The following is a 22,655-nucleotide window of genomic DNA, read 5'->3' as shown; positions in this document are numbered from 1 at the left end:
AAAGTAACGTTTATAAGTATGATGCCACAACTCTCTTCACTTTGACCAACAAGAAGTACAGAGTTAAAACGAACTATGATAGTAGAAAGAGGTGGTGGACTGTGCTAGAGATCAAATCGAACGGAACGGACTGGAACGCACCGGTTCAGCCGATTCATACACTGATAAAAAAGCTTGAACAAAAACCATTGGATCCTGTCTATGAAGGCATGGGCAATTTTATTATTAAATATAAGAATGAAAATCAAACGGACAACCCGCGTTATGTTGGTTGTACGCATTTTCTTGGTCATTTTGCGACCATCCCTTATGTGTTCAATGTGATCACGAACGAAAAAGTGGTGATAGAGGAGCTGACGAAAGCGATTCGAATGAACCAAGAACGTATCGATTATGAGCAGTTGCGTCGCAATATCTTTTCCTATTAATTTCCTTTTGTCCTGTGCTATGCTTTTTGTGAGGTGAGGGGAATGATGGGCAATATAGCTTCGTTAAACATTAAGCTGCCAGAAGAAGTTAAGACACAAACTAAAACTTTTTTTACAGCCTACAATAAAAAGCCGCAGCAGCAACCTGTTTTTTTACATAAAACTCATTTTGAAGGTGACGGAGTAGGGGATACGAAGCACCATGGTGGAGCAGATAAAGCAGTATGTGTGTACCCGTTTGAGCATTATGAAAAATGGACCACTGAGCTGAATTTAGAAGCACCGTTGTCTGTCCCAGCATTTGGAGAAAACCTTACTGTTAAAGGTCTTTTAGAGGATGATGTTTGTATTGGTGACGTGTTTTCTGTGGGTAAAGCGATCGTGCAGATCACACAGCCTCGTCAGCCATGTCAGACGTTAGCTTCTATTCTTTGTCGGCCAGATATGATCAAAAAGGTTGTTGATACGGGGCGAACCGGTTATTACCTTCGAGTTTTAAAAGAAGGATTGGTTGCAGAAGGTGATGAGATGTTGCTGATTGAAAAACACCCTGCACACATTTCTGTAACAGAATCGAACAGGATCAAGTATGGGTTTTTAAAAGATGCTGAAAAAATTCAAAGACTGATCGAAGTGAAAGAATTGGCTGAATCGATGAGAGAGTCGCTGCAAAAACGAAAAATGTAAATATCGTCTCAAGTTTCATAAAGGCTCTCTTTTTAAGGAAAGGGCGGCCTTTTTTATTGATTTCGTTCCTTTTTGCTTTTGACTGTAACACCTGTAATAGTCTATAATTATAATGTTATGCATATAAAACAGAGGTGAAAAACCATGTTAGAACGTTTAGAGACGATCGAAGCAAGATATGACAAGTTAAATGAATTACTCAGTGACCCTGAGGTTATAAATGATACGAATAAGCTGCGCGATTATTCAAAAGAGCAATCTTCCCTTCAAGATACAGTAGCGGTTTACCGTGAGTATAAAGAAGCGAAAGAGCAATTAGATGAAGCAAAATTAATGCTCGAAGATAAGCTTGATGCTGAAATGACAGCGATGGTAAAAGAAGAGATCTCAGGGCTAAACCAACAGATCGAAGAATTTACTGCTCAGTTAAAAATTCTATTGCTTCCAAAAGATCCGAACGACGACAAGAACGTTATCGTCGAGGTTCGTGGTGCGGCAGGTGGAGACGAAGCGGCACTTTTCGCTGGCGACCTTTACCGTATGTACACGCGTTATGCAGAGATGCAAGGATGGAAGTCTGAAGTAATCGAAGCTTCTTACACAGAGCTTGGTGGATACAAAGAGATCATCTTTATGATCAATGGTGCTGGTGCTTATTCGAAGCTTAAATATGAAAACGGCGCACACCGTGTTCAGCGTGTCCCTTCAACAGAATCAGGCGGACGTATTCATACGTCAACAGCGACGGTTGCTGTACTGCCTGAGGCTGAAGAGGTTGAAGTTGAGATTCACGAAAAAGACGTTCGCGTTGATACGTTTACATCTTCAGGTCCTGGAGGGCAGTCTGTAAACACGACACAATCAGCGGTTCGTTTAACACACGTTCCTACAGGTACAGTTGTATCGTGTCAGGATGAAAAATCACAGATCAAGAACAAAGAAAAAGCGATGAAGGTTCTTCGTGCGCGTGTATATGATAAAATTCAGCGCGAAATTCAAAAAGAGTACGATGAGACACGTAAGAGTGCGGTTGGTTCTGGAGACCGTTCAGAGCGTATTCGTACGTACAACTTCCCGCAAAACCGTGTGACCGATCACCGTATCGGTCTAACGATTCAAAAGCTTGATCAGATCCTTCTTGGTAAGATGGATGAGTTCGTTGAAGCACTTATTACAGAAGATCAAACAAGCAAGATGAAAGCTCAGGCGGACGCGTAAAATGAGTACAAAAGTTCATGAAGCCCTCGCGTGGGCTTCTTCTTTTTTAGCTGAAAACGGACGTGAAAGTTTTGCTGCAGAAATTTTGATGAGACATGTGTTAGGGGATGTGAACCGAACAGAGATGCTTATGCGCCTTCATGATGTGATGAGTGAGGAGAATGAAGCGCAGCTTAAATCTGTGGTCGCTCGCCACGTTGAAGGAGAGCCTGTTCAATATATTATCGGTAAAGAAGAATTTTACGGTCGGACGTTCTCTGTGAACGAAGAAGTATTAATTCCAAGACCAGAAACAGAAGAGTTGGTCGAACACATCCTAACGCTGATCTCTGAACATTTTCGTGAGGATGAGACTGTTGCAGTTGCAGATATCGGAACAGGAAGCGGAGCCATTTCGATTTCATTAGCATTGGAAAATAATCGACTAAACGTATACACGGTTGATATTGCAGAGGAATCGATTGAGGTAGCGAAAGGAAACGCAGATCGACTTGGTGCAGAGGTTACATTCCTGCACGGAGACCTTTTACAGCCATTTATCGCTAAAGGGAAAAAACTTGATGTAGTCGTATCGAATCCGCCGTACATTCCTGATCATGAGATCGCCGTCCTTGAAACGATCGTAAAAGACCGTGAACCGATGAGAGCACTAAGCGGCGGGGAAGACGGCTATGTGTTCTATCGACGATTTATGGAAGAATTACCGCTCGTTCTGAAAGAAAAAGCGATTGTAGGCTTTGAAGTAGGAGCAGGGCAGGGCGAGACGGTAGCTGGCATGCTTCGTGTCACGTTCCCTGGTGCGGATGTGTATGTAAAGGAAGACATCAGCGGCAAGGATCGCATGGTGTTCGCCATCCTCGGGAAATAACGTGGGAAATGGGGTCTGACCCCGGGTCAGACCCCAAACAATTTACACACAATTCAAAGGCTGACTGAGTCCAAGCATGTTTCGCTTACACCCAGTCGGCCTTTTCTAACTTCATTCTTTCTTTCTATTATTATTTCTCCTCTTCACCTAGCTCTTACTCTTTCACCATCAACTTAAGTGGTGCTGCAATTTTCTTTTCTACTTTCTTTCCTGCTAGTACGTCGGATGCGGCTTTCACTGCAAGTTCACCGATCAGGTCAGGCTGCTGTGCAACGGTTGCTGCAAGCTTTCCTTCTTTTACAGCATTGATCGCATCTTCATTTCCGTCAAAGCCGACTACAAGCACATCTCGACCAGAGCTGTTGATCGCTTGAAGTGCGCCTAGCGCCATCTCATCGTTATGAGCGAATACGGCTTTAATATCTGGATTTCCTTGTAGAACGTTCTCCATAACATTTAATCCTTTTGTTCGATCAAAGTCAGCCGTTTGTTTGGCAACAATATCTAACTTTTGATCCGCTACATTGTGAAACCCTTTTCCGCGCTCACGTGTTGCAGAAGCGCCTGGTACACCTTCTAGTTCAGCTACTTTTGCACCTTCACCAAGCTGCTTCACGATAAAGTCACCCGCCATCTGGCCGCCTTTTACATTATCTGAGGCAACAAGAGTGGAGACATCTCCTTTATCTGTTGAACGGTCTAGTGTGACAACCGGAACATCAAGGTTGTTTGCAGATTGAACAGCAGTGGAGATTGCTGCAGAATCGGTTGGATTGATCAACAGAGCGTCAATGCCTTGCTGCAAAAGATCTTCTACATCGTTTACTTGTTTCGCAGAATCATTCTGTGCATCGACAACAATCACTTCTGCACCTTGCTTTCTCGCTTCATCGATCACGCCGTTTTTCATCGATACGAAGAACGGATTGTTAAGCGTTGAAACGGATAGACCGATTTTAATCTTTTCTCCGTCACCTTTTTTAGCCGGTTTTGCCCATGAAGGGGGCTCTAATGAACAGGCACCTAATAAGAAAATAGATAAAGACATGATGAGTAATAATGCTTTTTTCATTTAGAAACCCTCCTAAGCTGCTTTTTTACGGTCGATTAATACCGCGATTAGAATAACAATCCCTTTTACGACCATTTGGAAGAATGATGATACACCTAACAAGTTCAAACCGTTGTTCAACGTTCCGATAATCAATGCACCGATCAATGTTCCGACGATCAGTCCGCGTCCACCTGATAAGCTTGTTCCACCGAGAACAACAGCTGCGATCGCGTCGAGTTCATACGATGTACCGGCAGTCGGTTGAGCAGAGTTAAGACGTGAAGTAAGAATCGCTCCAGCTAGTGCTGCTAATAGCCCTGCTAGGGAATAGATCATAACTTTTACTTTTGTTACTTTGATTCCTGAGATGATCGCAGCTTTTTCGTTTCCGCCGATCGCATACGTTTTTCGTCCGAACGGTGTTTTATGAAGGATCACCCAAAACGCTGCAAATGCAAGCATCATCGTGATCGCTGGTACCGGAATACCTAAGAAATAACCTCGTCCAAACAGTTGGAACATATAGCTTTCGCCTAGACCCGTAATCGGATTTCCGTCTGTATACACTAACGTTAATCCACGGAAAATGGTCATCGTTGCGAGTGTAGCGATAAAAGGAGCCATTTTTCCTTTTGTGATCAAAAGGCCGTTGATCGCACCCATTACAGCACCTAGCAAACATCCGATCAAGATTGCTAGCATCGGATCGACGCCGGATACGATCATACCTGCCATCAATGCACTCGACAACGCGAGAATGGCACCAACAGATAAGTCGATTCCGCCTGTTAGAATAACGAATGTCATACCAAAGGCGATCAATGCGTTAATTGCGACTTGGCGCAGCAAGTTTAATAAGTTAAGGGGTTCTAGAAAACTAGGATTAAGGATTGAGACGATCGTTACGAGAATCAACAGTCCTAATAGAGGTCCAAGTTTCTGCATCAAATTTTCTACATGATTTACTTTAGCCGGTGACGTTTTCATTTTATTGTCCTCCCGTTGCATATGTCATAATTCTTTCTTGCGTGGCTTCAGTCTTCGTGAGCTCACCACTGATCTGTCCTTCGTGAACGACAAGAATGCGATCACTCATGCCAAGAACTTCTGGAAGTTCTGACGAGACCATAATAATCGCTACACCTCGATCGGTGAGTTCGTTCATCAACTGATAGATCTCACGCTTGGCACCAACATCAACACCTCTTGTTGGCTCGTCCAATATCAATACTTTAGGTCCGATTCCAACCCATTTTGCTATTACAACTTTTTGCTGGTTACCTCCGGAAAGGTTCTTGGCGTTTGTTTCGCTCGATTCGGTCTTGATCTGTAAACGTTTGATGAGCATGTCAACAAAGTCAGACTCTGTTTTATAATCGATCACGCCATTTTTAGAAAAACTTCGTAAGTTCGGCAGTGCCATGTTTTCACGTATCGAAAAATCGAGCACCAAGCCTTCGTTCTTTCTATCTTCTGTGATAAAACCGATTCCGCGTTTTACGGCTTCGTAAGGGTTTTTAATAGAAACCTTCTGACCGCCAACCCAGATCTCGCCCGAATCAAGCTGATCGAGACCGAATAATGCGCGCATGATCTCCGTACGACCTGCACCCATAAGTCCTGAAACGCCAACGATCTCACCGGCTCTTACAGAGAAATTAATATTTTCAAAGATTCCATTTCTTGTCGCGTTCTTTACTTCTAAAACGGTCTCACCAACTTGTGGATTTCGCTCTGGAAAGCGATCTGTAAGCTCGCGACCGACCATCTTTCGTACCACTTCATCAAAGCTAGTCTCTGAGATCGCTTTCGTATCAACCGTTCTACCATCTCTCATCACCGTAATACGGTCACAGATCGCGAAGATCTCTTCCATGCGGTGTGAGATGTAAACGATCGATACACCTTCTTTTCGTAGAGCGTTGATCACGTCAAACAATTTCTCGATCTCACGCTCTGTAAGGGCAGCGGTCGGCTCGTCCATAATGATGATTTTGGCGTTTGTCATAAGCGCCTTCGCGATCTCGATCATCTGCTGTTCACCAACTGAACAGAGTCCAGCGTCTTTTTCAAGTGGAATGGTAACGGCTAACTTTTCAAATTGCTTTTTTGCCAACGCTTTCATTTCTTTTGTTTTTAATAGACCGAACGGTGACCGCAGCTCTTTTCCGATAAAAAGGTTATCAAGCACGGTCATGTCAGGCCATACGTTCAATTCTTGGTGGATGAACGCGACCCCGTGCTTCTCGGCTTCTTTCGGGTTATCAAAATATCGTTCTTGTCCATCGATTCGAATGGTTCCTGAATCTCGTTTATGAAGACCGGTTAAAATGTTCATCAACGTTGATTTTCCAGCGCCGTTTTCACCCATTAAGGCGTGCACTTCGCCTGATTGAAGGTCGAAGTCAACACCTGATAAGACTTGATTGGCACCAAATGCTTTATATATGTCGTTCATTTGAATGTGCAACACGATCACCTCTTTTTAGAAGATTACACCTGCTTGCAGGATACAGTTCGCATACGGAGTGACTTCACCAGTTCGAATGACTACTTTCGCCTGCTTTGTTAATTGTTTAAACGCTTCATGAGAAACGAACTTTTGTTCAGATTCAGAAAACGTCTCGTTCATAAACGTTAAAGTCTTTTCGTTTTTCTCTTTAATCTCACTCGCAAGTATCACTTGTTCCACGACCATATCCTCTGATACAGCAGAAACAACATCCGAGAAGCTCGGTACCCCAAGCGTAAGTGCGAGATCGATCCGCGGAACATCGCTAGGAATCGGAAGGCCAGCATCAGCGATCACGATAAGATCGGTGTGTCCGAGGTCACTTAATACTTTAGAGATATGACTGTTTAAGATGCCGTGTCGTTTCATAGAGATGCCTCCACTTCCGATCGATTCGGCATGCCGCCTTGAGCACCGAACTTTGTAACGGATAGGGAAGCGGCTCGGTTGGCGAACTGCAAACTTTCAGAGATGCTTTTTCCTTCTGCTAATGCAACGGCTAATGCCGCATTGAATGTATCTCCAGCACCTGTCGTATCTATCGCCTCTACTGTGTAAGAAGGAACGGTGATCTCTTTTTTACCATCAAAATAACGAGCGCCTTCTTTTCCCTCTGTAATAAATACTTTGTTCGGATATTGTTTCAGTGCAGCCTCTGTTGACAGTCCATCGAAAAGAACAGCAGCTTCATGTTCGTTCGGTGTAATATAGCTTGCGGAGTCGATCACTTCTTTAGAGAGTTGGCGAGCAGGTGCTGGATTCAATAACAACGGAACATCAAGTTCCTTGCAAAGCTCACTTACATATTCAACCGTTTCTTCCGGAATCTCTTGTTGAATGAGCACCATATCCGCTTGTTTGATGAGTGCTTCTGATTTTTTTACATAATGGGGAGTCACATGATCGTTCGCACCTTTGACAACGACGATGCTGTTATCACCTTCAGCTAAAATGATATGAGCCGTACCGCTCTCTGTATCTGTAACCGGTTCCACATTCGTTACATCAACACCGTTTTGTTTAAAATTTTCTAGAATCGCTGTTCCATAATGATCGTCACCAACACATCCGATCATGTAAACCTCTGCACCAAGACGAGCAGCCGCGACTGCTTGGTTCGCTCCTTTTCCTCCGGGTACGGTTTTAAACGAACGTCCCAAAACAGTTTCTCCCGCTCCTGGACGTTGATCAGATGTCACGACGAGGTCCATCGAAGAACTTCCGATGACTACAATTTTAACCATTTGTATCAACCTTTCTTGTTGTGTTTCGATCTATAAATGTAACAGGCAGTTGAACTTGCTGTTGATGAATCTTTTCTTGATTGATAATCTTCACAAGCAGCTGTGCCGCTTCTTTTCCCATCTCATAAGCCGGTTGGCGGATGGTAGAAAGGGAAGGGAACAACAAACTACTTTGCGGAATATCGTCAAACCCAATAATCTGCAGTTGTTCTGGAATTGATTTTCCGAGACGAAGAGCTTCATGTAAGACGGCTGTGGCCACAATATCATTGCTCGCTAACACACCATCTGTATCAGGATACGTTGCAAAAAGTTCTTTCGCCCATTTCTCTGCATCTTCAAATGCAAAAGAAGTCGTCGACATCACATGAAAATCAATGTTCGATTGACTTAACACTTCTAACGCGCCTTGAAAACGGTCTTGGGCTGGCTGGATATGCGCGGGACCTTTTAAAATCGTGATCCGCTTGCTGCCTCTTTTTACGATCTCTTCTGCAGCTATTCTTCCGCCTTCTTTTCCATCCGCATAGACCGATGGATAATCACTTGAAGTTCGGTCTAGAAAGACTACGGGAATGGACAGGTTTTTATAGTTGTTCTTTGCTTTATTGTTGGTGGCTGAGATGATGCCGACTACATTGTTCTGAGTAAACGTGTTCAAATAATCGAGCTCTTTTTCCGCATTCTCATCACTGTTTCCAAAAAGAATACGATAACCGCCTTTTTGCATCTCATCTTCCACACCTCTTGCCAGCTGTGGAAAGAAGGGGTTCGTGATGTCCGGCAGCAATAAGCCGACCAGTTTGGATTTCTTTTTATAGAGGGAACGGGCGACTTCGTTTGGGCTATACTTCAGCTCAGCAACAGCAGCCATCACTTTTTTACGCGTATCTTCATGAACGTATCCATTCGCATTCAAAACGCGAGATACCGTCGCAACCGATACACCTGATTTCTTTGCCACATCACGAATAGTAACCAAATTTCCGCCTCCTCTAAAACAAATATGTAACCGTTTACACATTTAAGTTAACAGAAAAAGAACCAGCATGCAAGTTGGTAAATATTTCTCTTGTTTGGTTGTGTTTAAAAAGACTTTCTTCAGATCTTACTCTCCCGCATCTTTGAAAAGTTGATTGAAGTGAAAGGTGCGAGACTCCTGGGGGATCAGCGGGACAGGTGAGACACCTAACAGTGCAGAGCGCTAGGTGGCTCACCGCACGCCCCCCGGAAAGCGAGCATCCTGTAACGGAAATCAACCACTTTCATCACGACAAAGCACTAGCAGAAGTGTTTTTGTCGAATCATACAGAACGAAATTTACTAGATTACTAGTATGAAAAAATCCCACCGTGTCCAAACTGTGGTTAGATACGACGGGGGAGGAAAAAACAATGAAAAAGCGCAATCATTTCTTTATTCTAGTTCTTATCTCTTTAGCGGTGATGTTCTTATTTTTTGAAACACAAACCAAGGTGGCGAACGCAACAATGAACGCCTCTGTTAAAATACCGGAAGAGTCGATCAGACTTCGCATTCTAGCAAACAGCAATACGGATGCTGACCAAAAGCTGAAGCGCGAGATCCGTGACGAAGTGAACGCCCAGATCACAACTTGGGTGGATGAGTTATCTACGATTTCTGAAGCACGTGAAATCATTCGTAAACAACTGCCAACGATTGAAAAGATCGTTCAAAGTAAGCTGGATGAAGCAGGGCTTGAGAAGACGTTTTCTGTAGAATTAAACAAAGTAGCTTTCCCTACTAAAATGTACGGTGACTTCATCTATCCAGCAGGTCAATATGAAGCGGTCCTAATTACACTTGGTGAAGGTGAAGGGAAGAACTGGTGGTGTGTACTTTTTCCTCCATTATGCTTTCTAGACTTTGAAAATGGTGATGCAGTAAAAGAGAATAAAGATGGTAAAGGTGATGTAGTAGATACGGCTACTGATGCAGGTGCAGATCAAGCGAATCAAGCAGATGAAGCTGAGGAAATCGAAACGAAATTCTTTGTGGTAGAACTATTTGATAGCCTCTTCAGCTTTGTAGGTTCCTTATTCTCGTAAAATGTGCATATTTTCCTCCCTATTTTCATAGATTATAGAAAATGAAGAAGGTGACCGAGTGGTGGTTAGCCTTCTTTTTTAAAATGATTTTTGCGATGAAGGTGAAAAACAGCTGAATGAAGGCTGAAATTATATAGGAATAGGGGAGTTAGTGATGACGATTATTTTAAGGCAGGCTATGCAACACGAAGCAAAAGATCTGTTACAGCTAGTCGGAAAAGCTGGACTTCAGTCTGAAGGGATCAAAGACAGCATCGAAAATTATTTAGTGGTTGTAAACGATCAGGGTGAGACGATTGGTACGGTAGGTTTGGAGAGAATCGGAAACGACGGCTTGCTCCGTTCTTTCGTACTGAAGCAGAAATATTCCTCAGAGACGCTTCTGCTTAAACTCATTGATAAAATTTTGGTATACTCAAAAGATAAAGGAGTCGAAACCCTTTATTTACTTACGAAAGCTGTGCACATGTTTGAGCAACTTTCTTTTAAAACGATTCCTAAAGATAAAGTGCCTCCACACATTGAGAGTGCGGATCATATAAAAAATAACGCAACATCAGGAGCAGAACTTTTAGCTTATGCACTGGATTAACAAGTGTTTGTCAACAAGTTGTCCACAATTTCCGACAAATTGTGTATAACTCTGTGGATATAAAAGTTTTGTAATCGACCTTTTCATATCATGTCGGCCTGAGTAATAGAAAGGATTTATCATATGAAATCATTCCAAACGGAACGCTGGCCTGTGGATAAAACAGAAAAATCTTTAGTAAATCATCCACATATTATTCAAGCTTCCCTGTGGATAAATAAGAACGAAGTAGTCGCTATCCCAACAGAAACGGTCTACGGATTGGCTGGAAATGCGAGAAGCGACGACGCCATCAAACGCATTTTTGAAGCGAAGGGAAGACCGAGTGATAACCCTCTGATCGTTCATATCTCTGATAACTCGCAACTAGAAGGTCTCGTTTCTTCTGTTTCACATACCGCTCAGAAATTGATGGACGCTTTTTGGCCGGGACCTTTAACGATTGTATTACCAAAAGGAGAAAACGTTAGTGAACGAGTAACCGCAGGGTTATCCACAGTTGCTGTAAGGATGCCGGACCACGAGATTGCGCTCGCTGTCATCGCAGCTTCAGATGTTCCACTTGCAGCACCAAGCGCGAACCTTTCTGGAAAACCAAGCCCCACTTCAGCTCAGCATGTATATGAAGATCTGAAGGGTAGGATTCCGGGAATTGTAGATGGCGGTTCAACAGGTGTGGGCGTAGAATCTACGGTCGTGGAATGTACAGATGACCTTGTCACGATTTTAAGACCTGGTGGAATAACGTTAGAAAAGCTTGAAAAAGTAGTGGGTGCAGGACGAGTTGTGGTAGATCCGGGATTGGAGAACGAAACGCATGCTCCTAAATCGCCAGGTATGAAATATACACACTATGCACCTGACGCACCGTTCGTTCTTGTGGATGGAAGCCAGGAGTTTTTGCAGAAACTTGTGGATAAAGAACGCGAAGCAGGAAAACGGATTGGAATTCTGACGACAGAAGAAAGAGCTGGTGTTTATAAAGCGGATTGTGTGATTCCAGCTGGAAATCGTTCCAATCCTGAAACAGTGGCTCAACATCTATACGAAGCGTTACGAGCATTTAACGAAGCTGGTGTAGATCAGATTTTCGGAGAGGTTTTTCCGAAAACAGGCGTTGGAGTCGCGATTATGAACAGACTTGAAAAATCGGCCGGTGGAAATATCATTAAAGAGTAGAATTATGGCTCTGATTCAATGTTTATTGATTGAATCAGAGCTTTTTTTGTTCGACACTAACTTCAACGTATTCTGAATGCCTCTTTTAAAGATAATTACGAGGTAATTCATAATAATTACGAGGTAATCCCAAATATATCCGTAAATAAAAGCAATATATCCGTAGATAAAAATTTTTATCCGATTTTCGACAAACCGCGGGCTAAACCAAGAGCCCCAGAAGAAAACAAGCCAGCGTCTACTTAAGACGCTGGCTTGTTTTTATCAATCGGAAGCAGGATCGAAAAGGTCGTTCCTTCATCAATCTTGCTGTTGATCAAGATTTTACCGTGGTGGTTCTCTACAATTTTGTAACAGATCATGAGGCCGAGGCCGGTACCTTTTTCTTTTGTGGTATAAAATGGTTCGCCTAAGGTTGGCAGACGTTCTTCTGAAATCCCGCAGCCATGGTCGATGAAAGAAGCGACTACATATCCGCTTTCTCTCTTTAAATGAATATGTACAGAGCCGCCGGTTGGCATCGCTTCGATTGCGTTTTTTAGCATGTTCACAAATACTTGCTTGATCTGATTGTCAACACACCATATTTCGGGCAGATCAGGTTCACTCTCGAAATAGATCTGGACATTCGTTAAAATCGCCTGAGTATCAAGAATCGATATAACGTGACGCAACAATTGGCGAAGGTCGGTTTGTGTAAAGTTCATCGCTTGCGGTTTGGCGAGTAACATAAACTCTCCGACGATGCTGTTGATTCGATCGATCTCTGAAAGCATGATCTCGTAATAGTCCTCGTTCTCTGATGCTCTAGACTGCAGAAGCTGTAAAAAACCGCGAATCGAGGTGAGCGGGTTGCGGATCTCATGCGCAACACCAGCGGCAAGCTGGCCGAGTACAGAGAGCTTGTCAGATTTTCTTAGCATTTCCTCAGTCTTTTTTCGTTCGGTTAGGTCGCGTGCTACAACAACGAACGAGTCAGGCTGATCAGAATCGTTTGCGATAGGGGTCGCGTTTGCTTCAAGGGTTACCCAGTGTCCGTGTGCGTGCTTGCATCGAACTTCAAACTTCACAGGCTTTTGCGTTTGAACCATCTCGTTCATTGCCATTCTTACTTTTGCCCGGTCATCTGAATGAAAGAATCCTTGAATCTTTTTTCCATCATAAAGTGAGGGATCAAAACCCAGTAAGAGACGATTTGAAGGAGATACATATTTGACGTTTCCTTCTAGGTCAACGACACCTACTAGATCAGTCGTGTTCTCTGCAATGATTCGATACTTTTCTTCGCTTTCTTTCAACGCTTTTTCTTTTAGTTTTTTATCCGTAATATCTCTTGATATCGCAGAAAGTGCGACGACTTCACCGTTTTCGCCATAAATGGGGCTTAAGGAAAGGCTTACATTTAATCGTTTGCCACACTTCGTCAATCGTATAGTCTCTACACCTTTTACATATCCTCCATGCTTGACGATCGTCATCAGTCTTTCGGATTCAGCTTCTTTATCTTCAGGTACTACGGGAAGGATGTGTGAAGTCAGGTTGTTGAGCTCGTCTTGAGACCATCCGTATATAAATTCAAACGCAGGGTTCACTTTTACAGAGTAGTCGGTTAAGTGGACGACCGAAATCGCGTCACTAGAATGATAGATAACAGATTCCAGCAGATCCTTTGTTTCTCGAAGTTCTTTTTCTGATTCTCGTTTTGCGGTTACGTCTTTAGCGATCCCGAAAACACCGAGAACTTTATTGAGCACGATGATCGGGGTAAGGGTGAACATGATCTGACGCGTTCCACCGTTCTTTTGCTGAATTCGCGTTTCATACATTTTGGATTGGCCGTTTAGCGCATCCTTAAACTGATCGATCGCAGCGGCTCTTCGGTCAGGCATCATGAACGGATTAAAAGTCATGTTCAAAAGCTCCGTCTCACTATAACCGCTCAATGTCGTACACGCTTTATTGACCGTCGTAAACTTGCCTTCGAGGTCCAGTGAAAAAAGAGCATCGATGTTATGATCCATCAAGGATCGAAAACGCTGTTCACTTTCGGCGAGCTGAGTCTCAACAGATACTCTCTCTGTCAGATCGACACAGAATCCATAAACCTCAGAAACGGTACCATCGCTTTTATAAATAGGTCCGATCGCAGCTAGAAAAGGAATGCCGTTCAGCTCAGATTCGTACGTAAGGCTCTCTCCGTTTAGTGCTCTTTCGTACATTTCTTTTTTAAAGTCTGCCATCTCTTTAGGAAAGATGTCTTCAATTCTCTTTTGCAGTACGTTTTCTCGTTTGAGGCCAAACAAGTCAAACAGTTCACCTTCGCTCTCGGTCATAATGAGATCTTCATTATGCTTCATACATCGAAAAGTCATGCTTTTTTGGCGTGAAAGGCCAGTCGGGAATGGTGACGATCGCCACATGTCTTTTTCATTTTTCGTAATGGCCGATGCGTTATGGACCATGCTTGTTCCTCTCCTTTACGTACAGATTCACTTCCTTTTATATACGATATAAATCACATTATCCCTTCCTCTAAAGCGGTAAAGAGTTCATTTTTTCATCCGCTCAATAGCTTGTTTGTTTTTTAGTCTTTTTAAAAGTAGACATGCATAGTCTGAAAGTATGATGGTTAAGGGAGTGGGAACTATTTGGCAACCATGGGAGAATGGATGACACTTTTGTTTATGTCTGTTGCGCTAGGTATGGACGCTTTTTCGATCGGCCTAGGGATGGGGATGTTATCACTTCGATTCAAACAAATTATGAAAATAGGAATAACGATAGGGCTTTTTCATATGCTCATGCCGCTCGCTGGAATGTCGATCGGTAAACAGATCTCTGTGCATTTTGGAGGTATCGCAACCATTATTGGTGGGATTTTGCTCGTTATCCTAGGTGTTACGATGATTCGGTCGTCCTTTTCAAATGATGATGAACCGTTCGTGCGTCCGGTTGGGTTTGGTCTATTCGTCTTTGCGTTGAGTGCTTCGTTAGATAGTTTTTCAGTTGGATTATCTTTAGGGATCTATGGAGCAAAAACATGGCTAACCATTGTGATGTTCGGGATGATGAGCATGATCTTAACGTGGGCAGGGTTGATGATGGGGAAAAAAGTGCAGAAGTGGCTCGGGTCGTATGGAGAAGCGTTCGGCGGCTGCATCCTGCTTGCTTTTGGGGTGAAGATTCTTCTGCCGTTTTAGAAAAACGCAGATGCTGCAAGGAAGAGTTGATTTCCGTTTCAGGTGCTCCCTTTCCGGGGGGCGTGCGGTGAGCCTATTAGCGCTTTGCGCTGTTAATAGTCTCACCTGTCCCGCTGATCCCCCAGGAGTCTCGCACCTTTCTCTCCAATCAACTTGTCAATGAAGTCAGCGGTACTGTAAGACAAAAGTAAGCGTGATGAAGAATGTGAAACTATGTTGCTCATGTGAGTTATTACTATCGTCACTCGTGCATGACTTAAAGGTGAAAAACGAAGCACCTTCCTATATTTTTAATTCACTGATCCGATGATATACTTACTAATAAGAGCGTTAACCTATAGAAAAATAGGGAAAGATAGAATATGAGGTGAATTCACCATGAATGTTTTATTTATTTGTACAGGCAATACGTGTCGCAGTCCGATGGCTGAGGCCATTTTACGCAAAAAAGGAAAAGGTAAGTTCAACGTTAAATCAGCTGGTGTATTTGCTGGAAACGGTGCCGTGATGAGTTCGAACGCGACACAAGCTCTTTCAGAAAGAAGTATTAAAGAAAGTCATCAGTCACAAGGCGTGTCCGATTATTTGATTGAGTGGGCAGATCTTATCTTAACGATGACCGAGAGCCACAAGCATGCGCTCGTCGGACGTTGGCCAGATGCTGTGAATAAGACGTATACATTAAAAGAGTATGTTCTTGACGACGATGAGCAGAAGAAGATTGAAGAGATCTATGAGCTCTATACAGAGATCGAGATGCTGAAGCTTCAATACATGTCAAAGGATTCTGCAGATGAAGAAGTGAGACAGGCGTTTGAAAGGGAAGTTCGGCCGCTCGTTGAAAGAAGGATGAAGCTAGAAAGTGAAGTACCTTCTATAGACATTACAGATCCTTTCGGTGGACCGCTTCATCTTTACCAAGAAACAAGAGATGAGATTGAAGCGCTTATTGAAAAACTAATGAAAAAAGACGATAGCAAGAAGTAGTAAGACAAAATGAGGTAAGGCTGTCCTAAATTGCCTAGGAGTGACATTGAATAGGGAATGGGGACAGCATATAATGAAAAAAAGTATGAGAGAGCAGGTGCACACAACATGAAAGTAGCAATTGGATCAGATCACGCCGGAGTTGAATTAAGAAAAGAAATAATCAGCATGATTGAAGAGCTGGGTATGCAAGTGGAGGATGTTGGCTGTGAATGCGACACATCTGTAGACTATCCAGACTATGCGATTCCTGTAGCAGAAAAAGTAGCCAACGGTGAAGCTGATCGCGGAATTCTAATCTGCGGTACGGGCATTGGAATGAGCATCGCAGCGAACAAAGTCAAAGGAATCCGCTGTGCGCTTGTTCATGATCTATTCAGCGCAAAAGCTACAAGACAGCATAATGACAGCAATGTACTTGCAATGGGTGAACGTGTCATCGGGCCAGGTCTCGCACTCGAAATCGCAAAAGTATGGCTGACGACAGAATATGAAGGCGGACGTCACGGTCGCCGTGTAGATAAAATCTCTCAATATGAAGGCCAATAGCAATAAAGCTATAAACCTATAAAATGAAGGGAAGACCATCTCATGAGCGATGAGCTCCAACAAATTCAAGACCAAGTCCTGAATGTTTTGCAAGATCTGCAAAAGCATGCACAATTAAGACCTTCACAATTATTAGTAGTAGGCGCAAGCACGAGCGAAGTAATTGGTGAACGAATTGGCACATCAGGCACGATGGATACAGCGGGTGCACTTTACCGTGGTATCTTAGCGTTTCAAGAGGAAACAGGCGTGGCACTAGCCGTGCAATGCTGTGAACACTTGAACCGTGCGCTTGTCATCGAGCGCGAAGAAGCAGAACGACGAGGCTATGAAGAAGTGCGGGTCGTTCCAGCGCGATCAGCTGGAGGTGCGTTGGCAACACATGCCTACCACCATATGAATGAACCCGTGATCGTTGAATATATAAAAGCCGACGCAGGCATCGACATCGGTGACACCTTTATCGGCATGCACTTGAAACATGTAGCCGTGCCAGTTCGCAGTGAAGTGAAAAAGGTCGGCGCCGCACACGTGACGTTGGCGAAGACACGTCCGAAGTTAATCGGCGGTGAACGCGCGGTGTATCCGAGTAAAGAAGACATACGGTGTTTTTAAATCGTGGAAAGCCCTCCTGGTGAGGGCTTTTTTCTATTGTGGTCGTGCCTTGCAACGATGACAGGTTGTCGTTATGTGTCGAGGATTGTAGACTCGCGGATAAACTGCCAAAACTTTTGGATTCAGAGGCAAAACTCGTGGATAAAATACCCAAACTTGTGGATTCCAAGCCAAAACTCGCGGATTCACTCTTATTTAGTTGTGTTCAATCTCGTAATGAATCCACTCTGAATTGATGTTTTTTCCGCCCATCTTCTTGTAAAGAGCTTGTGCAGACGTATTATCAGTCGCGGTTTGCCAAGACATGTACGCGTAGCCTTCCTTTTTCGTGTATTCCAGCACATGCAAAAACAGTTTTTCTCCTAAACCAGCACCACGGAATTCAGCATCTACAAAAAGATCGTTCAAAATGGCAATCTTCTGCAGCCGGGTCGTACTGAACGAAAAGTAGAGGGTTGCGAATCCCGCTAATCGGCCATCCTCTGTCTCAGCAACAAATTGAGTTCCTGCTTCATCTGAAGTAAGCAGATGCTTGATATGATCCTCCAACTTTGATCCCTCAGGAGTTTTTCCTTTATAAAAATCAACAATGTAACGATGCATCATACCCTTCAACTGTTCCAAATCATCTACTATAACAGGGCGAACTCTAAAACTAGTCATCGTTATCCATCTCCTCTAATCTGGTTTCCTTAACAAAAGAAGCATTCATTTTACATCTATATTAAGTGATTCTTTCTGGTCTGAATAGTATGATGAATGAGTCAAAGTAGAATCGGGCATTGTTTAGGAAGGGCATACTATGTTTGCTTCCTTTTTTATGTGAAAGGAGAAAGAGATCTTGAGAAATTATGCGATCGGAATAGATATTGGTACAACAAGTACGAAGGTTGTTCTTTTTGATGAAAAAGGAGCGGCTGTCGCACATCATTCAAAAAATTACCCGTTGCTGTCGGAAGAACCAGGAGCTGCCGAGCAGAAGCCGGATGAAATTTATGAAGCAGTGAATGAATCGCTAAGAGAAACAGTGCGAAAAAGTGGAGATCTCGCGGAAAGAATCGGCTTCATTTCTTTTAGCACAGCCATGCATTCATTAATTGCAGTGGATTCTGATGGGACACCCCTTACAAACAGCATCACATGGGCTGATATTCGAAGTGAACCATACGTAGCAGCTTATAAATCAGATTACGGTGATGAAGCAGTTGAACTTTATAAACGGACCGGTGTCCCGCAGCATCCGATGACACCTCTTTTTAAATTGCAGTGGTTAAAAAATGATTGTCCCGATATTTTTCAGAAAGCAGCAAGATTTGTTGGCATTAAAGATTACATACTGTTCCGTTGGTTCGGTGAGTGGAAGACAGATCACGCATCAGCCGCAGCGACAAGCCTTTGGAACATGCATACAAAAACGTGGGATGAAGAAGCGCTGAAACTTGCAGATGTCACTCCAGAAAAACTTCCGACACTGCAACCATCGACGTATTATTGGGAGCAATTATCTGACGTTCTCACGAAGAAATCGGGTCTCGATTCCTCTGTAAAAGTGGTGATCGGTGCAACGGACGGTCCGTTGTCTAACCTTGGTGTCGGCGCGATCTCACCTGGAGATGTTGCGGTAACGATAGGTACGAGCGGTGCGATTCGAACTACTTCAGCTACACCAATACTTGATACAGATGGCCGCACGTTCTGTTATCCGCTCACGGAAAATCATTGGGTATCAGGCGGACCGGTTAACAACGGTGGAATCGCGTTTCAATGGATTCATGATATCTTGCAAAAAGACAGTGACAGTGCGGTCCATGAAAAGCTGTCTAGAGATGCCGAACAGATACAGCCTGGTGCAGAAGGCTTAGTATTCCTGCCTTATCTGACAGGAGAACGAGCACCATTATGGGATGCACAGGCAAAAGCATCGTTTATAGGGCTGACACTTCGCCATGATCATAATCATATGGTGCGGGCTGTGCTTGAAGGGACGATTCTTAACTTATTCAGCGTATACTCACTAATAAAAGGTCAAGTGGCAGACATGGAAGTGAAGATCTTTGCAACAGGAGGCTTTACGAACTCGCCGCTTTGGAAACAGATAGTAGCAGATATTTTTCAAACAAAAGTGAGTATTCCTGAACATACGGAGAGCTCGTGCTTAGGTGCGGTCTTGCTCGGTCGATTCGCGATCGGTGAAACGAAAACGCTAGAAGAAGCGCCTGTTGAAACGAAGCAGTACGAAGAAATCACGCCTAATCCCGATCACAAGACAATCTACGAAGAGCTGTTCCAACTTTATCAATCTCTATCTGAAACGATGCAATCACAATATAAAGCGCTTCACGAATTTCAAAATAAGCATAAAAAAGAGAGCGGAAAATAATTCCGCTCTTTGTTTCTTAGTTGATATATGTCGCGTTGATCAGCGGAAGTCCGGTCTTAGCATCCTTACCTGTCTTAACGTTTCCGAATACTGTGACCTCAGAACCCTTTTCAAAGCCGCTGCCCATCGTAAAGTTCATCACTCTAAACTTGGTTTCTCCAACTTGGAACTCAAAGCTTCCGCCCATTCCTTTTTCATTATCCGTTAGCACTTTTCCAGTCGCTTTAACGATTTTTTCTTCGTACGCTTTTGGGTCTGCTTCAAGTGCTTTTGGATCTAACTGAACAGCTTTTTCTTCCATGTTCTTTATGATCTCAGCTTGTTGACCAGCAAGATCATCCGTTGTGCTTTGATCTTCGTTATCTCGTGTTTCTACTTTTTCCTTTGCTTCAGGCTTTGCTTTTTCTTCGCTACAGCCAGCCAAAGCTAGTACAAAAATAAGGAGACTCGCTCCAAACCACTTCTTCATCATGTTGATAACACCCCTTATAAATAGCTCTTTCTCTCTATTATGTATCATCATACCATGTTCATCCCTATCAAATAAAATGAATTTTCACACTTGTGCATTTCCTCTTACAACTTAAAGCTTTAACGTGTAAGATAGAGGGGTATGTTACAATCATAATTATTTTTCACATAAGGTAAGGGGGAAGCGAAATTGAACCATTTGAAAACAGCTGATCAAGAAGTCTACCAATCCATCATGGATGAATTGCACCGCCAGCGTACGAAAATTGAATTGATTGCTTCTGAAAACTTTGTAAGTCAAGCCGTAATGGAAGCGCAAGGCTCTGTACTTACGAATAAATATGCAGAAGGCTACCCGTCCAAACGCTATTATGGCGGATGTGAACATGTGGATGTTGTTGAAAACTTAGCAAGAGACCGCGCCAAGCAAATCTTTGGTGCTGAGCATGCTAACGTTCAACCTCACTCAGGTGCACAAGCAAACATGGCTGTATACTTTACGATTCTCGAGCAAGGCGACACCGTTCTAGGTATGAACCTTTCTCATGGCGGTCACTTAACACACGGAAGTGCCGTTAACTTTTCTGGCATTCAATATAACTTTGTGGAATATGGCGTAGATGCAAAGAAGAATGTTATCGATTACGAAGATGTTCGTCAAAAAGCACTAGAGCACCGTCCGAAGCTGATCGTAGCTGGAGCGAGCGCGTATCCGCGTGCGATTGATTTTGCAAAGTTCCGCGAGATCGCTGATGAAGTTGAAGCTTACCTTATGGTGGATATGGCCCATATCGCAGGTTTAGTGGCAGCAGGCCTTCACCAAAATCCAGTTCCTTATGCAGATTTTGTAACAACGACTACACATAAAACACTTCGCGGCCCTCGTGGCGGTATGATTCTTTGTAAAGAAGAATTCGCGAAAAAAATTGATAAATCGATCTTCCCAGGCATCCAAGGTGGTCCTTTGATGCATGTTATCGCAGCAAAAGCGGTATCGTTCGGTGAAGTGTTAACAGATGAGTTCAAGAGCTACGCTGAGCAGATCGTGAAGAACGCGAAGCGCTTAGCAGAATCTTTGAAAAAAGAAGGCATTACTATCGTTTCTGATGGTACAGACAATCACTTGATTCTGATCAATGTGAGTGAACTTGCACTAACAGGAAAAGTGGCTGAAAAAGCATTAGATGATATCGGAATCACGGTTAATAAGAACACGATTCCGTTTGATAAAGAAAGCCCGTTCGTAACGAGCGGTATCCGTATCGGAACAGCTGCTGTTACATCACGTGGTTTTGTTGAAGAAGATATGGACGAGATCGCTTCAATCATGGCGTCTGTATTGAAAAACATCGAGGACGAATCGGTGTTGAAGGATGCTGAATCACGCGTTGAGAAGCTAGCAGGAAAATATAAGTTGTACGAATAGGATAGCAATAAAAAAACCAGTTTCTTAAGCAGAAACTGGTTTTCTTTGTATTGCAGATTTGTTTTTGTTTCGTTTAGTTGGTACTGGGATAATAAATTGATGCTTGGGTACTTGCTGAATGATTTTAACAAAGAAAATAGTTGTGAACAGAACAACAAAGAACATAATAGGCATAAATCTTGTTTGCCATACTTCTGGTGGTAATGTTTTTGTAAACAGTATTAAAGTAAATGGGTGTATCAAATAGATGCCCATAGACAACTTTCCTATTACTTGTAATGAAACTTTCATCCAGTTTAATTTAACTAAATAAAAATATAATCCAATCGTTGCAAAACTTAAAATTGGGATGTTAATTAAATTTGTCTCTCTTCTAGATGAAATGCTTCCTACTATTTTGTATTCTAAATAAGCTCCAACATAGACGATTACAACACCTAAAGCAAGAAGTACAGAGTGTTTTTTTACCCAAACGGAAATCGGCTTCCAATAATGAGCTAGAAATCCTCCAAAGACAAAATAAAAGATCCAATGCATCACGAATACCTTATCAATTAAAACTTTTTCAATAATACCAGAAGCAAATGGTACGTCTATCAGATTTGTAAAATAAAGACTTATTGCCGCAGAAACAATTAATCCGATCCACCAGCCCATACCGCTTCTAATGAATTGAAGGATTGGAAACATAACATAAAACTGAACAACGATTGCCATAAAATAGAGATGGTAGAACGATTCTCCCATTGTAAAGTTGTATAGAAGCACTTTTGGATCTGTTGGAATGGTGCCTCCAAGAAAATATACAGTGACAAACTGATAGAACAAGCTCCAAATTACAAAAGGCATAATAATCTTAGTTGTACGTGAAGTAATAAAAGGTTTAAAAGAGAATCCTTTTTTATTTACTCCATTAAAAAGTAAAAAACCACTAATAACAGCAAACGTAGGTGTTCCAAATCGGCCTAACTGATTAAAGAAATAAGTAAACCAATTCCACACACCATCGGCTTCATTAAAGTAAGTTGCCGATACATGAACCAATAAAACACCAATACACGCGAAAGCTCTCAAAAAGTGAATCTCATTGAAGTATTCTTTGTTGTTAAGCTTAGTATCCACTTTTTACATCCTCTCCATGAACAAATCTCTCTTTTTTGGGTTAAATGCTATACG

General features: G+C 42.8%; 23 protein-coding genes. 13 read left to right on the top strand and 10 right to left on the bottom strand.

What is annotated here, in order from left to right; genetic code table 11:
- Positions 1 to 101: 101 nt before the first annotated feature.
- The 4 genes from IHV12_RS05865 to prmC all read left to right on the top strand — a co-directional run bounded on the left by IHV12_RS05865 (position 102) and on the right by prmC (position 3,201).
- Complete coding sequence (locus IHV12_RS05865) at positions 102 to 428, top strand: hypothetical protein (protein ID WP_144696872.1); 327 nt, start codon at positions 102 to 104, stop codon at positions 426 to 428.
- Positions 429 to 470: 42 nt separating this feature from the next.
- Positions 471 to 1,115 carry an MOSC domain-containing protein gene (locus IHV12_RS05860; protein ID WP_197190183.1) on the top strand — a complete coding sequence of 215 codons (645 nt, stop codon included), beginning with the start codon at positions 471 to 473 and terminating at the stop codon, positions 1,113 to 1,115.
- A 144-nt stretch (positions 1,116 to 1,259) separates the two neighbouring features.
- On the top strand, positions 1,260 to 2,333 hold the full coding sequence (gene prfA, locus IHV12_RS05855; RefSeq protein WP_066399006.1) for a peptide chain release factor 1: 1,074 nt from the start codon (positions 1,260 to 1,262) through the stop codon (positions 2,331 to 2,333).
- Between the two features lies 1 nt (position 2,334).
- Complete coding sequence (gene prmC / locus IHV12_RS05850) at positions 2,335 to 3,201, top strand: peptide chain release factor N(5)-glutamine methyltransferase (RefSeq protein ID WP_197190182.1); 867 nt, start codon at positions 2,335 to 2,337, stop codon at positions 3,199 to 3,201.
- Between the two features lie 154 nt (positions 3,202 to 3,355).
- Here prmC and rbsB read toward each other — a convergent pair whose 3' ends face one another.
- Genes rbsB through IHV12_RS05820 form a run of 6 tightly spaced genes read right to left on the bottom strand, consistent with a single transcriptional unit; the run spans position 3,356 to position 8,993 of the window.
- Complete coding sequence (rbsB, locus tag IHV12_RS05845) at positions 3,356 to 4,273, bottom strand: ribose ABC transporter substrate-binding protein RbsB (RefSeq protein ID WP_197190181.1); 918 nt, start codon at positions 4,271 to 4,273, stop codon at positions 3,356 to 3,358.
- 12 nt (positions 4,274 to 4,285) lie between these two features.
- Positions 4,286 to 5,242, bottom strand: a complete 957-nt coding sequence (gene rbsC / locus IHV12_RS05840; protein WP_144696880.1) for a ribose ABC transporter permease RbsC — start codon at positions 5,240 to 5,242, stop codon at positions 4,286 to 4,288.
- Position 5,243: 1 nt separating this feature from the next.
- Complete coding sequence (locus IHV12_RS05835) at positions 5,244 to 6,725, bottom strand: sugar ABC transporter ATP-binding protein (protein ID WP_197190376.1); 1,482 nt, start codon at positions 6,723 to 6,725, stop codon at positions 5,244 to 5,246.
- Positions 6,726 to 6,740: 15 nt separating this feature from the next.
- A complete protein-coding gene (gene rbsD / locus IHV12_RS05830; protein WP_197128287.1) occupies positions 6,741 to 7,136 on the bottom strand; it encodes a D-ribose pyranase in 396 nt (131 codons plus the stop codon).
- The gene (gene rbsK / locus IHV12_RS05825) at positions 7,133 to 8,011 is read right to left on the bottom strand and encodes a ribokinase (RefSeq protein WP_197190180.1); all 879 of its coding nucleotides are present in this window, start codon (positions 8,009 to 8,011) and stop codon (positions 7,133 to 7,135) included. Before rbsK ends, rbsD begins: the two co-directional genes overlap by 4 nt.
- Entirely contained in the window at positions 8,004 to 8,993 is a 990-nt protein-coding gene (locus IHV12_RS05820; RefSeq protein ID WP_197190179.1) for a LacI family DNA-binding transcriptional regulator, read from the bottom strand. The genes rbsK and IHV12_RS05820 overlap by 8 nt, the downstream gene beginning before the upstream one ends.
- 412 nt (positions 8,994 to 9,405) lie before the next feature.
- Here IHV12_RS05820 and spoIIR point away from each other — a divergent pair, with 412 nt between their 5' ends.
- The 3 genes from spoIIR (at position 9,406) to IHV12_RS05805 (ending at position 11,851) form a co-directional block, all read left to right on the top strand.
- Positions 9,406 to 10,080, top strand: a complete 675-nt coding sequence (gene spoIIR / locus IHV12_RS05815; RefSeq protein ID WP_197190178.1) for a stage II sporulation protein R — start codon at positions 9,406 to 9,408, stop codon at positions 10,078 to 10,080.
- Positions 10,081 to 10,234: 154 nt separating this feature from the next.
- Positions 10,235 to 10,672 carry a GNAT family N-acetyltransferase gene (locus IHV12_RS05810; protein WP_066398985.1) on the top strand — a complete coding sequence of 146 codons (438 nt, stop codon included), beginning with the start codon at positions 10,235 to 10,237 and terminating at the stop codon, positions 10,670 to 10,672.
- Between the two features lie 123 nt (positions 10,673 to 10,795).
- Entirely contained in the window at positions 10,796 to 11,851 is a 1,056-nt protein-coding gene (locus IHV12_RS05805) for an L-threonylcarbamoyladenylate synthase (protein WP_197190177.1), read from the top strand.
- Positions 11,852 to 12,093: 242 nt separating this feature from the next.
- Here IHV12_RS05805 and IHV12_RS05800 read toward each other — a convergent pair whose 3' ends face one another.
- The gene (locus IHV12_RS05800) at positions 12,094 to 14,313 is read right to left on the bottom strand and encodes a PAS domain S-box protein (RefSeq protein WP_197190176.1); all 2,220 of its coding nucleotides are present in this window, start codon (positions 14,311 to 14,313) and stop codon (positions 12,094 to 12,096) included.
- A 195-nt stretch (positions 14,314 to 14,508) separates the two neighbouring features.
- On the opposite strand from IHV12_RS05800, the gene IHV12_RS05795 reads away from it, so the two are divergent.
- The 4 genes from IHV12_RS05795 (at position 14,509) to IHV12_RS05780 (ending at position 17,202) form a co-directional block, all read left to right on the top strand.
- Positions 14,509 to 15,051, top strand: a complete 543-nt coding sequence (locus IHV12_RS05795; protein WP_231620674.1) for a manganese efflux pump MntP family protein — start codon at positions 14,509 to 14,511, stop codon at positions 15,049 to 15,051.
- A 378-nt stretch (positions 15,052 to 15,429) separates the two neighbouring features.
- A complete protein-coding gene (locus IHV12_RS05790) occupies positions 15,430 to 16,038 on the top strand; it encodes a low molecular weight protein arginine phosphatase (RefSeq protein WP_197128293.1) in 609 nt (202 codons plus the stop codon).
- 108 nt (positions 16,039 to 16,146) lie between these two features.
- Positions 16,147 to 16,587: a ribose 5-phosphate isomerase B gene (gene rpiB / locus IHV12_RS05785; RefSeq protein ID WP_066398975.1), complete on the top strand. Its 441-nt coding sequence runs from the start codon at positions 16,147 to 16,149 to the stop codon at positions 16,585 to 16,587.
- 42 nt (positions 16,588 to 16,629) lie between these two features.
- Entirely contained in the window at positions 16,630 to 17,202 is a 573-nt protein-coding gene (locus tag IHV12_RS05780) for a TIGR01440 family protein (RefSeq protein WP_197128294.1), read from the top strand.
- A gap of 195 nt (positions 17,203 to 17,397) precedes the next feature.
- Here the strand turns inward: IHV12_RS05780 and IHV12_RS05775 are convergent, their stop codons facing one another.
- Positions 17,398 to 17,865 carry a GNAT family N-acetyltransferase gene (locus IHV12_RS05775; RefSeq protein ID WP_197190175.1) on the bottom strand — a complete coding sequence of 156 codons (468 nt, stop codon included), beginning with the start codon at positions 17,863 to 17,865 and terminating at the stop codon, positions 17,398 to 17,400.
- A 178-nt stretch (positions 17,866 to 18,043) separates the two neighbouring features.
- On the opposite strand from IHV12_RS05775, the gene IHV12_RS05770 reads away from it, so the two are divergent.
- The gene (locus IHV12_RS05770) at positions 18,044 to 19,582 is read left to right on the top strand and encodes a gluconokinase (protein ID WP_231620640.1); all 1,539 of its coding nucleotides are present in this window, start codon (positions 18,044 to 18,046) and stop codon (positions 19,580 to 19,582) included.
- Positions 19,583 to 19,598: 16 nt separating this feature from the next.
- Here the strand turns inward: IHV12_RS05770 and IHV12_RS05765 are convergent, their stop codons facing one another.
- Complete coding sequence (locus IHV12_RS05765; protein WP_197128296.1) at positions 19,599 to 20,054, bottom strand: hypothetical protein; 456 nt, start codon at positions 20,052 to 20,054, stop codon at positions 19,599 to 19,601.
- Positions 20,055 to 20,243: 189 nt separating this feature from the next.
- On the opposite strand from IHV12_RS05765, the gene glyA reads away from it, so the two are divergent.
- Positions 20,244 to 21,479, top strand: coding sequence for a serine hydroxymethyltransferase (gene glyA, locus IHV12_RS05760; protein ID WP_197190174.1), 1,236 nt, complete (start codon positions 20,244 to 20,246; stop codon positions 21,477 to 21,479).
- Between the two features lie 24 nt (positions 21,480 to 21,503).
- Here glyA and IHV12_RS05755 read toward each other — a convergent pair whose 3' ends face one another.
- Entirely contained in the window at positions 21,504 to 22,601 is a 1,098-nt protein-coding gene (locus tag IHV12_RS05755) for an acyltransferase (RefSeq protein WP_197190173.1), read from the bottom strand.
- Positions 22,602 to 22,655 lie beyond the last annotated feature (54 nt).

Source organism: Fictibacillus sp. 7GRE50, assembly GCF_015903875.1.
Taxonomy (GTDB): domain Bacteria; phylum Bacillota; class Bacilli; order Bacillales; family Fictibacillaceae; genus Fictibacillus; species Fictibacillus phosphorivorans.
The sequence above is the reverse complement of the archived record's forward strand: the minus strand, read 5'-3'. Positions and strand labels throughout refer to the sequence as shown.

What these genes read in the sequence shown, in the direction of transcription:
- IHV12_RS05860 (WP_197190183.1), top strand. Translation starts at nt 471, where the DNA reads ATGATGGGCAATATAGCTTCGTTAAACATTAAGCTGCCAGAAGAAGTT.
- prfA (WP_066399006.1), top strand. Translation starts at nt 1,260, where the DNA reads ATGTTAGAACGTTTAGAGACGATCGAAGCAAGATATGACAAGTTAAAT.
- prmC (WP_197190182.1), top strand. Translation starts at nt 2,335, where the DNA reads ATGAGTACAAAAGTTCATGAAGCCCTCGCGTGGGCTTCTTCTTTTTTA.
- rbsB (WP_197190181.1), bottom strand. Translation starts at nt 4,273, where the DNA reads ATGAAAAAAGCATTATTACTCATCATGTCTTTATCTATTTTCTTATTA.
- rbsC (WP_144696880.1), bottom strand. Translation starts at nt 5,242, where the DNA reads ATGAAAACGTCACCGGCTAAAGTAAATCATGTAGAAAATTTGATGCAG.
- rbsD (WP_197128287.1), bottom strand. Translation starts at nt 7,136, where the DNA reads ATGAAACGACACGGCATCTTAAACAGTCATATCTCTAAAGTATTAAGT.
- rbsK (WP_197190180.1), bottom strand. Translation starts at nt 8,011, where the DNA reads ATGGTTAAAATTGTAGTCATCGGAAGTTCTTCGATGGACCTCGTCGTG.
- spoIIR (WP_197190178.1), top strand. Translation starts at nt 9,406, where the DNA reads ATGAAAAAGCGCAATCATTTCTTTATTCTAGTTCTTATCTCTTTAGCG.
- IHV12_RS05810 (WP_066398985.1), top strand. Translation starts at nt 10,235, where the DNA reads ATGACGATTATTTTAAGGCAGGCTATGCAACACGAAGCAAAAGATCTG.
- IHV12_RS05805 (WP_197190177.1), top strand. Translation starts at nt 10,796, where the DNA reads ATGAAATCATTCCAAACGGAACGCTGGCCTGTGGATAAAACAGAAAAA.
- IHV12_RS05800 (WP_197190176.1), bottom strand. Translation starts at nt 14,313, where the DNA reads ATGGTCCATAACGCATCGGCCATTACGAAAAATGAAAAAGACATGTGG.
- IHV12_RS05795 (WP_231620674.1), top strand. Translation starts at nt 14,509, where the DNA reads ATGGGAGAATGGATGACACTTTTGTTTATGTCTGTTGCGCTAGGTATG.
- IHV12_RS05790 (WP_197128293.1), top strand. Translation starts at nt 15,430, where the DNA reads ATGAATGTTTTATTTATTTGTACAGGCAATACGTGTCGCAGTCCGATG.
- rpiB (WP_066398975.1), top strand. Translation starts at nt 16,147, where the DNA reads ATGAAAGTAGCAATTGGATCAGATCACGCCGGAGTTGAATTAAGAAAA.
- IHV12_RS05780 (WP_197128294.1), top strand. Translation starts at nt 16,630, where the DNA reads ATGAGCGATGAGCTCCAACAAATTCAAGACCAAGTCCTGAATGTTTTG.
- IHV12_RS05775 (WP_197190175.1), bottom strand. Translation starts at nt 17,865, where the DNA reads ATGACTAGTTTTAGAGTTCGCCCTGTTATAGTAGATGATTTGGAACAG.
- IHV12_RS05765 (WP_197128296.1), bottom strand. Translation starts at nt 20,054, where the DNA reads ATGATGAAGAAGTGGTTTGGAGCGAGTCTCCTTATTTTTGTACTAGCT.